Below are 9,257 nucleotides of genomic sequence, written 5' to 3'. Positions count from 1 at the left end.
TCCCTGACCTCCGATCCACCCGTCGGCAAGGCCGCCGCAAGCGGCGCCGAACGCGAGGACTACTCCGCCCTCAAGGTCGTCCCGGTACGCCACCCCTGGCGCTGGGCCGCCGTCGTCGTCACCGCCGTACTGGTGGCCCAGTTCGCCCACGGCCTGATCACCAACCCCGGCTGGGAGTGGGACGTCTTCGCCGACTTCTTCACCACCCGGACCATCCTCAAGGCGGTCTGGATCACCATCCAGCTCACCTTCTACGGCACCGCGCTCGGCTTCGCCCTCGGCATCGTCCTCGCCTTCATGCGGCTGTCCCACAGCCCCTTCCTGAAGTCGGTCGCCTTCACCTACATCTGGGCGTTCCGCTCCATCCCGCTCATCGTCCAGCTGCTGTTCTGGTTCAACCTCACCTATCTCTACAAGCGGCTGGACTTCGGCGTCCCCTTCGGCCCCGGCTTCTTCTCCTTCGACACCGCGGGTCTGGTCGGGGCGATGAGCGCGGCAGTGCTCGGACTCGCCCTCCACCAGGCGGCCTACGCGGCGGAGATCGTGCGCGGCGGCGTCCTCGCCGTGGACGGCGGACAGCTGGAGGCGGCGGCCGCGCTCGGCATCCCCCGGCTGCGGCAGCTGCGCCGGATCGTGCTTCCGCAGGCGATGCGGTCGATCCTGCCGAACGCCGCCAACGAGGTGATCTCGCTCTTCAAGGGCACCTCGATCGTCTCCGTCATGGCGATCGGCGAGCTCTTCTACCAGGTGCAGGTCATCTACGGACGCAACGGCCGGGTCGTGCCGCTGCTGATGGTCGCGACCGTCTGGTACATCATCCTGACCACCGTGCTCTCGATCGCGCAGTACTACGTCGAGCGCCACTTCTCGCGGGGAGCCACCCGATGACCGCCATGGTCGACATCCGCTCCGTCCACAAGAGCTTCGGGTCCCTGGAGGTGCTGCGCGGCATCGACCTGGAGGTGCGCTCCGGGGAGGTGGCCGTCGTCCTCGGCCCCTCCGGCTCCGGCAAGTCCACCCTGCTGCGCGCCATCAACCACCTGGAGAAGGTGGACAGCGGCTGGATCAGCGTCGGCGGCTCGCTGGTCGGCTACCGCCGCCAGGGCGACCGCCTCTACGAGCTGCGCGAACGCGAGATCCTCAGGCAGCGCACCCGGATCGGCTTCGTCTTCCAGAACTTCAACCTCTTCCCGCATCTGACGGTGCTGGAGAACATCGTCGAGGCGCCGATATCGGCGTTGCGCCGCCCCAGGAAGGAGGCGGTGCGCGCCGCCGAGGCGCTGCTCGCCCGGGTCGGTCTCGCCGACAAGGCGGCCGCGTACCCCCGGCAGCTCTCCGGCGGTCAGCAGCAGCGGGTGGCGATCGCCCGCGCCCTCGCCCTGGAGCCCGAGCTGCTGCTCTTCGACGAGCCGACCTCCGCGCTCGACCCCGAACTGGTCGGTGAGGTCCTCGATGTCATCAAGGACCTGGCCCATCAGGGCACCACGATGATCGTCGTCACCCATGAGATCGGCTTCGCGCGGGAGGTCGCCGACACCGTCGTCTTCATGGACGGCGGCCGGATCGTCGAGCGGGGCACGCCCGCCGAGGTGCTCGACGCGCCGCGCCACGAGCGCACCAAGGCGTTCCTCTCCAAGGTCCTCTGAGGCCACCGATGTTCACGAGCCCGCCGATGTTCACGAGATCACCGATGTCCACCAGATCACCAACGCCCACCAGATCACCAACGCCCACCAGATCACCGATGCCCACCAGATCACCGATGTTCACCTACGCAAGGAGCACCCCCGTGAAGACCCGCCGCACCCTCGCCGCCGTCGCCGCGCTCACCGCCTCCGCCCTGCTCGGCGGCTGCGGCGACGGCGATGTCCGGGAGTCGGTGGGCTCCAAGGGCTCGAAGAACGCCATCAACATCAGCCCGGACCAGCACCGCGTCAGAGGGAAGAAGGTCGACTCGATCGCGGCGAAGGTCCCGGCCGCGATCCGGGAGCGCGGCACACTGCGCATCGGCGGCAGCGCCGACGCCTCCGCCCCGCTCGGCTTCTACGCGACCGACGACAAGACCCGGATCGGCTCCGAGATCGACATCGCCACGCTGGTGGCCGACACCCTCGGGCTCAAGGTCGACTTCCAGCCGGTCTCCTGGGAGAACCTCTTCGTCGGCCTGGACAGCTCCAAGTTCGACGGCGTGTTCTCCAATGTGACGGTCACCGAGGAGCGCAAGGAGAAGTACGACTTCGCCACCTACCGGCTGGACGACCTCGCCTTCGAGGCCAAGAAGGGCACATCCTGGCGGGTCAAGGGGCCGAAGGACGTGGCGGGCAAGACCGTCTCGGTCTCCTCCGGAACCAACCAGGAGAAGATCCTGGTCGACTGGAGCAAGCAGAACGAGAAGGCGGGCCGCAAGCCCGTGGACATCAAGTACTTCCAGAAGGACACCGACTACTACCTCGCCCTCCAGTCCGGCCGTATCGACGCCTACTTCGGCCCGAACCCCACCTCCGCCTACCACGTCGCCTCGGCCGGCCAGACTCAGATCATCGGCCGGTTCTCAGGCGGTGGCGACCAGGTGCAGGGCAAGATCGCGGCCACCACCAAGAAGGGCAGCGGGCTGGTCGACGCCTATGCCGCGGCCCTGGACCACGTGATCCAGGACGGTTCGTACGCCAAGGTCCTGAAGCGGTGGGGGCTCTCCAGCGAGGCGGTGAAGAAGTCCGAGATCAACCCGCCGGGTCTGCCCAAGCCGTGACCCGCTGACCCCCCGAAGAACGAGGAAGGCCCCGACCATGGCCGTACCGACCGGCACCCTGCACCTGGCCGCCGCCATCGACGGCGACGGGCAGTACCAGGCGCCGTACTACGTGGAGCTCGCCCGACTCGCCGAGGACGGCGCGCTCGACTTCATCACCCTGGACGACAGCTTCGGCCCTCCGGGGCCGGGTCGGGGCAGGCTCGACGCGCTCGCCGTCCTCGCGCGTGTCGCGCCCGCCACCCGGCGGATCGGACTGGTGCCGACCGTCACCACCACCCACACCGAGCCGTTCCATGTCTCCTCGTCCGTGGCCACCTTGGACTGGGTGAGCCGCGGCCGGGCGGGCTGGCGGATCGAGGTGTCGACGACGGAGGCGGAGGCGCGGCTGGTGGGCCGCCGCCCCGCCGCCCCCGCCGGGGAGCTGTGGGCCGAGGCGGGGGAGGTGGCCGATGTGGTGGCCCGGCTGTGGGACAGCTGGGAGGACGACGCCGAGATCCGCGACACCGCCACCGGCCGCTTCATCGACCGCGACAAGCTGCACTACGTGGACTTCGAGGGCGCCCACTTCACGGTGCGCGGCCCGGCCATCGTGCCCCGGCCCCCGCAGGGCCACCCGGTGGTGGCCGTCGCCGCCACCGACCCGGTGACCTGGCAGACCGCGGCCCGACACGCCGATGTGGCGTACATCCGTGCCACGTCCCCGGAGGAGGCGGGCCGCATCCGCGACGAGCTGCGGCGGCGGGCGGTGGCGCACGGCCGGGAGCCCGGGGCGCTCACCGTGCTCGCCGCCGTCGCCGTGGACCTGGCCGACGGGGAGGGCGCGCCCGGAAGCTCCCCGGCCACGGGCGGCGCACCGGTCCCGCTGACCGACACGCCCGGCGGACCTCCGCTGTACCGCGGGGGACCGGTGGAACTCGCCGAGCTGATCACCGGCTGGCACACCGCCGACGCCGTGGACGGCTTCCACATCGCCCCCGTCGCCCCACGCCATGACCTGGAACGTTTCGTCAACGGCACCGTGGCGCTGCTCCAGCACCGGGGGCTGTTCCGCACCTTCTACCCCGGTGCGACACTCCGCGACCACCTGGGGCTCTCCCGCCCGGCCAACCGTTACGCCCTGGAGCGGGAGGCCGCCCGATGACCTCGCAGCCCAAGCAGATCCATCTCGCGGCCCACTTCCCCGGCGTCAACAACACCACGGTCTGGACTGATCCCCGCTCCAGGAGCCAGATCGACTTCTCCTCCTTCGAACACCTCGCGCGCACCGCCGAGCGCGGGCTGTTCGACTTCTTCTTCCTCGCCGAGGGGCTGCGGCTGCGCGAGCACAACGGCCGGATCCACGACCTCGACGTGGTCGGCAGACCCGAGTCGATCACCGTGCTCAACGCGCTGGCCGCCGTCACCGAACGGCTGGGGCTGGCCGCCACCGTCAACGCCACGTTCAACGAACCGTACGAACTGGCCCGCCGGTTCGCCTCCCTGGACCATCTCAGCGGGGGCCGCGCCGCCTGGAACGTGGTCACCTCCTCCGACGCCTTCACCGGCGAGAACTTCCGGCGCGGCGGCTTCCTGGACCGGGCCGACCGCTACACCCGGGCCGCCGAGTTCATCGCCGCCGCCCGTGAGCTGTGGGACTCCTGGACGCCGGACGGCACGCCCCGCCCGTTCGCCCACAGCGGCCGGCATTTCACCATCGAGGGCGAGTTCGGCGTGCCACGCTCGCCGCAGGGCCATCCGGTGGTGATCCAGGCCGGGGACTCCGACGAGGGCCGGGAGTTCGCCGCATCCACCGCCGACATCATCTTCACCCGGCACGGCTCACGGGAGGCCGGTCGCGCCTTCTACGCCGACGTCAAGCGGCGGCTCGCGCGGTACGGGCGCGCCCCCGGGGAGCTGAAGATCATGCCCGGGGTGACCCTGGTGCTCGGCGACACCCCGGCCGACGCCCGGGAGAAGGCCGCCGAGATCCGGCGGCAGCAGGTCTCGCCGCAGACCGCGATCCTCACCCTGGAGCAGATCTGGGGTGTGGATCTGTCCGGCTACGACCCGGACGGGCCGCTTCCGGACATCGACCCCGACCCCGAATCCCAGCTGGTCCAGGGCCGGGTGCGGCACGGCGATCCGCTGGCCGTCGCCGCCAAGTGGCGGGCGCTGTCGGAGGAGAAAGGGCTGTCCATCCGGCAGACCGTCATCGAGGCGACCGGGCGTCAGTCGTTCATCGGCACCCCGGAGGCGGTCGCGGCGGAGATGGCGGAATTCGTGGCCGCCGATGCCGCCGACGGCTTCATCCTCGTGCCCCACCTGACCCCCGGCGGACTCGATGACTTCGTGGACCGGGTGGTGCCGCTGCTCCAGGAGCGCGGGGTGTTCCGCACCGCGTACAGCGGTCCGACACTCCGCGACCACCTGGGACTTCCGCACCCCGGGGAGCGGGGCTGAGCGGCCGCGCGGCGGCCCGGCCGCCAGGACGCGATACGTCCGCGCCATAACGGAACCCGATCGCCCGCGCGTCCGTCTCACCAGATACCCAAGGGGATGGGAGCACAAGCCCCGGCGGCCTGAACCCGCCGGGGCTATGTGGCGTGTGCCCGGCGGCTGTTCCGAATTGTCCTCTTGCGCGCTGCGCCCGGAGCCACGAATACTTCCGGAAGCGCTTGTCAGGGGCACGCTGAATCGGTCATATCGGCGTGCTCGTTGACTGCGCCTCACGGGCCTGCCCACCCAAGCGGACCCCCGATTCCCCCGGAGGAAGAGTTGAGGATCAAGCGCAACGCCCCCCACAGCAAGCAGGCGAGACGTATCGCCCTGATCGCCGCGACCTCCGCCCTGGTGGCCGGAACGGCACTCGCCGCCCCCGCCGCCTACGCCGGTAGCGACGGCGCCCGCACCTTCAGTGCGGCCGAGGCCAAGTCGGCGAGCAGCGCCGTCCTCGAGGCCGATGTCGCGGGCACCGCCTGGTATGTCGAGAAGGGGACCAACAAGCTCGTGGTCACCGCCGACAGCACGGTGTCCCAGAGTGAGATAGCCAAGATCAAGAACACCGCCGGCTCGAACGCCGACGCCATCGAGGTCAAGCGGACCTCCGGCAAGATTCAGAAGCTGATCTCGGGCGGCGACGCGATCTACGCGAGTAGCTGGCGCTGCTCCCTCGGCTTCAACGTGCGCAACAGCAGTGGGGCCAACTACTTCGTCACCGCCGGTCACTGCACCGACGGCGCCGGCACCTGGTGGTCGAACTCCGGCCACACCACCACCATCGGCCCGACGGCCGGCTCCAGCTTCCCGACCAACGACTACGGCCTGGTCCGGTACAGCGGCTCGGTCACCCCCCAGGGCACCGTCGGCAGCCAGGACATCACCTCGGCCGCCAACCCGACCGTGGGCCAGACGGTCACCCGGCGCGGCTCCACCACCGGCATCCACAGCGGCCGGGTCACCGCGCTGAACGCCACGGTCAACTACGGCAACGGCGACATCGTCTACGGCATGATCCAGACCACGGTCTGCGCCGAGCCCGGCGACAGCGGCGGCCCGCTCTACGCCGGCTCCACCGCCCTCGGACTCACCTCCGGCGGCAGCGGCAACTGCACCTCCGGTGGCACCACGTTCTTCCAGCCGGTCGTCGAGGCGCTGAACGCGTACGGCGTGAGCGTCTACTGATCGGCGCCGTTCCTCCGCTGATCAGCTCCGCACCAGGCTGAGCGAGAGCCCCCGTCCGTGCTGCCGGACGGGGGCTCTCCGCGTCGGTGGGGAAGGCCGTTCCATGCGGCCCGGCGGGGGTTTTCCACAGCCCTCCCCACTGCTCGACGGGCGGACTATCGTGGACATCAGTACCCCACGAGGGGCATTGTTCGCGATACGGACGGCAGGTGGCCGTGATGGTCGATGCGCTCGTGACATTGATAGTGGTACTGGCTTGCCTCGGCGCCTTGGGCGTGCTGGCCGCGGCCCGGGTGGTCAAGCAGTACGAGCGGGGGGTGGTCTTCCGGCTCGGGAGGCTCCGCTCGGATATCCGGGGGCCGGGGTTCACCATGATCGCTCCGTTCGTCGACCGGCTCCAGAAGGTCAATATGCAGATCGTGACGATGCCCGTCCCCGCCCAGGAGGGCATCACCCGGGACAATGTGACCGTGCGGGTCGACGCCGTCGTCTACTTCAAGGTCGTGGACGCGGCCGAGGCGCTGATCGCGGTGGAGGACTACCGCTTCGCCGTCTCCCAGATGGCCCAGACCTCGCTGCGGTCGATCATCGGGAAGAGCGATCTGGACGATCTGCTCTCCAACCGGGAGAAGCTCAACCAGGGCCTGGAGCTCATGATCGACAGCCCGGCCGTCGGATGGGGCGTCCATATCGACCGGGTGGAGATCAAGGATGTGTCGCTGCCGGAGACCATGAAGCGGTCGATGGCCCGCCAGGCGGAGGCCGACCGGGAGCGCCGCGCCCGAGTGATCAACGCGGACGCGGAGCTGCAGGCCTCGACGAAGCTGGCCGAGGCCGCCGCCCAGATGGCCGACACCCCCTCGGCGCTCCAGCTGCGGCTGCTCCAGACGGTGATGGCGGTCGCCGCCGAGAAGAACTCCACACTGGTGCTGCCCATCCCGGTCGAGCTGCTGCGCTTCCTGGAGAGGGGCCAGCAGGAGATCCCGGCGGCGGCCCGGACAGAGGGTGGCGCTCCGGCCGCCGGTCCGGCCGCCGCGCCGGAGCGGGAGGCCGCGCCCACGCAGCCGGCCCAGCCCGCTCGGCAGGCGATGCCGACGCTCACCGAGCGCGAGTCGGAGCCGCATACGGTCGAGCGATGAGCCGTGGGAGGTGATGTCCGGCAGGGAATCCCGCGAGGGGATTCCGTGGGGTGATCCGCCCGGTTTGACGGCTCGTCCGGAGACCTGATTCGGTGCCCGTACACCTTGAAGGTGTGCGGGCACCGCCATGTCCGGACTTGAGTCCGCAGTGTAAATTTCACGCCCATGACGTGAACGCGCCCTTGTGCGCGCCCGGTGGTGATGGGAATACTCGGCGGCGCAAATTGGCATGGACGCGCCCCCGAGGGGGAGAAGCGCTATGCCGTTACGCCCTCCGGGCCCTGGCACCCCACTGCCGACGGGCCCAACCCCCCACTGGAAGGCAGAGAGTTGAAGCACCGCCGCATACCCAAGCGTCGTGTCGTCATCGCCGGAGCCGGCATAGCGGCCCTGGTCGCCACGGGCATCACCCTGCAGAGCGCCAACGCCGCCCCCGGTGAGCCCCAGCCCGACACCCTCTCGGTCGGCGCCGCCGGAAAGCTCGCCAACACGCTCACCTCCTCGCTCAAGAGCGACACGGCGGGTTCGTACTACGACGCCAAGGCCAAGAAGCTCGTCGTCAACGTGGTCAACAAGGGTGTCGTGGACAAGATCCGGGAGGCCGGGGCCGAGGCCAAGGTGGTCACGAACACCCTGGCCGAGCTGAGCAAGGCGCGTCAGACGCTGAAGCAGAAGGCCACCATCCCCGGCACCTCGTGGTCGGTGGACCCCAGAAGCAACAAGGTCGTCGTCACCGCGGACAGCTCCGTCAAGGGCACCCGGATGGCCACCCTCAACAAGGTCGCCGACGCGCTCGGCGACAAGGTCGAAGTGAAGCGCTCGGCCGGGAAGTTCTCCACCTTCATCGCGGGTGGCGACGCGATCTGGGGCGACGGTGGGCGCTGCTCGCTCGGGTTCAACGTCGTCAAGGGCGGCCAGCCGTACTTCCTGACCGCCGGTCACTGCACCGAGGCCATCAGCAGCTGGTCGGACTCGCAGGGCGGCGAGGAGATCGGGACCAACGAGGGCAGCGAGTTCCCGGGCAACGACTACGGTCTGGTCAAGTACACCAAGGACACCGACCACCCGAGCGCGGTCGACCTCTATAACGGCAGCACCCAGGCGATAGCCAAGGCCGGTGACGCCACCGTCGGCCAGAAGGTGACGCGCAGCGGCTCCACCACCCAGGTGCACGACGGCGAGGTCACCGGCCTCAACGCGACCGTCAACTACCAGGAAGGATCGGTCGAAGGGCTGATCCAGACCAACGTCTGCGCCGAGCCCGGCGACAGCGGCGGCGCGCTCTTCGCGGGCGACACGGCGCTGGGTCTGACCTCCGGCGGCAGCGGTGACTGCTCCTCGGGCGGCGAGACCTTCTTCCAGCCGGTGCCGGAGGCGCTGCAGGCGTTCGGCGCCGAGATCGGCTGATCCGGCCGACCTGGCCGGCCTGGCTCACCCGGTGAGCGTTTCGCTTCCGCGGTCCGCTCCCGTGTGAACGGAAGCAGGCCCCCGGACACCCGTGGACGGTGTCCGGGGGCCTTCCCCTTTCCGGTCAGTTCATCAGAACTCGAAGACCGTCGTCGGGGCCGCGCTCTTGAAGCAGTTGTTCGCGAAGGTGTGCTCGTACGACACCCGGCGGCCGTCCCAGATCCCCTCGGCGGTGACGGTGATGGGGTGCCATTCCTTGGTGCACACCCGACCGGACTCCGCCCCGGTCCGCAGCTGAC

Annotated in this window: 9 protein-coding genes; 8 read left to right on the top strand and 1 reads right to left on the bottom strand. The window is 69.9% G+C overall.

Going from position 1 to position 9,257, the window contains the following annotated elements:
- The 8 genes from GWI24_RS34185 to GWI24_RS34150 all read left to right on the top strand — a co-directional run.
- Positions 1–888: amino acid ABC transporter permease (locus GWI24_RS34185; protein WP_374103371.1), on the top strand; the 888-nt coding region annotated here is incomplete at its 5' end.
- Between the two features lie 5 nt (positions 889–893).
- Positions 894–1,646, top strand: coding sequence for an amino acid ABC transporter ATP-binding protein (locus GWI24_RS34180; RefSeq protein ID WP_210949935.1), 753 nt, complete (start codon positions 894–896; stop codon positions 1,644–1,646).
- A 143-nt stretch (positions 1,647–1,789) separates the two neighbouring features.
- A complete protein-coding gene (locus tag GWI24_RS34175; protein WP_210949934.1) occupies positions 1,790–2,749 on the top strand; it encodes an ABC transporter substrate-binding protein in 960 nt (319 codons plus the stop codon).
- 37 nt (positions 2,750–2,786) lie between these two features.
- Positions 2,787–3,893, top strand: coding sequence for an LLM class flavin-dependent oxidoreductase (locus GWI24_RS34170; protein ID WP_210949933.1), 1,107 nt, complete (start codon positions 2,787–2,789; stop codon positions 3,891–3,893).
- Positions 3,890–5,191 carry an NtaA/DmoA family FMN-dependent monooxygenase gene (locus GWI24_RS34165; RefSeq protein WP_210949932.1) on the top strand — a complete coding sequence of 434 codons (1,302 nt, stop codon included), beginning with the start codon at positions 3,890–3,892 and terminating at the stop codon, positions 5,189–5,191. Before GWI24_RS34170 ends, GWI24_RS34165 begins: the two co-directional genes overlap by 4 nt.
- Positions 5,192–5,506: 315 nt before the next feature.
- Positions 5,507–6,412 (top strand): S1 family peptidase, encoded by a 906-nt coding sequence (locus GWI24_RS34160; protein ID WP_198281587.1) that lies wholly within the window; start codon positions 5,507–5,509, stop codon positions 6,410–6,412.
- A gap of 218 nt (positions 6,413–6,630) precedes the next feature.
- Positions 6,631–7,551 (top strand): slipin family protein, encoded by a 921-nt coding sequence (locus GWI24_RS34155; protein WP_210949931.1) that lies wholly within the window; start codon positions 6,631–6,633, stop codon positions 7,549–7,551.
- 330 nt (positions 7,552–7,881) lie between these two features.
- Positions 7,882–8,958 (top strand): S1 family peptidase, encoded by a 1,077-nt coding sequence (locus GWI24_RS34150; protein ID WP_210949930.1) that lies wholly within the window; start codon positions 7,882–7,884, stop codon positions 8,956–8,958.
- 132 nt (positions 8,959–9,090) lie between these two features.
- Here the strand turns inward: GWI24_RS34150 and GWI24_RS34145 are convergent, their stop codons facing one another.
- Positions 9,091–9,252, bottom strand: coding sequence for an SSI family serine proteinase inhibitor (locus GWI24_RS34145; protein ID WP_374103372.1), 162 nt, complete (start codon positions 9,250–9,252; stop codon positions 9,091–9,093).
- Positions 9,253–9,257 lie beyond the last annotated feature (5 nt).

This window comes from Streptomyces sp. MK37H (genome assembly GCF_018035285.1).
Classification (GTDB): domain Bacteria; phylum Actinomycetota; class Actinomycetes; order Streptomycetales; family Streptomycetaceae; genus Streptomyces; species Streptomyces endocoffeicus.
This window is presented reverse-complemented; position numbering and strand designations above follow the sequence as displayed.

Bases quoted from the DNA above. Each gene is read 5' to 3' on its own strand.
- GWI24_RS34180 (WP_210949935.1), top strand. From the start codon at position 894: ATGGTCGACATCCGCTCCGTCCACAAGAGCTTCGGGTCCCTGGAGGTG.
- GWI24_RS34165 (WP_210949932.1), top strand. From the start codon at position 3,890: ATGACCTCGCAGCCCAAGCAGATCCATCTCGCGGCCCACTTCCCCGGC.
- GWI24_RS34155 (WP_210949931.1), top strand. From the start codon at position 6,631: ATGGTCGATGCGCTCGTGACATTGATAGTGGTACTGGCTTGCCTCGGC.
- GWI24_RS34170 (WP_210949933.1), top strand. From the start codon at position 2,787: ATGGCCGTACCGACCGGCACCCTGCACCTGGCCGCCGCCATCGACGGC.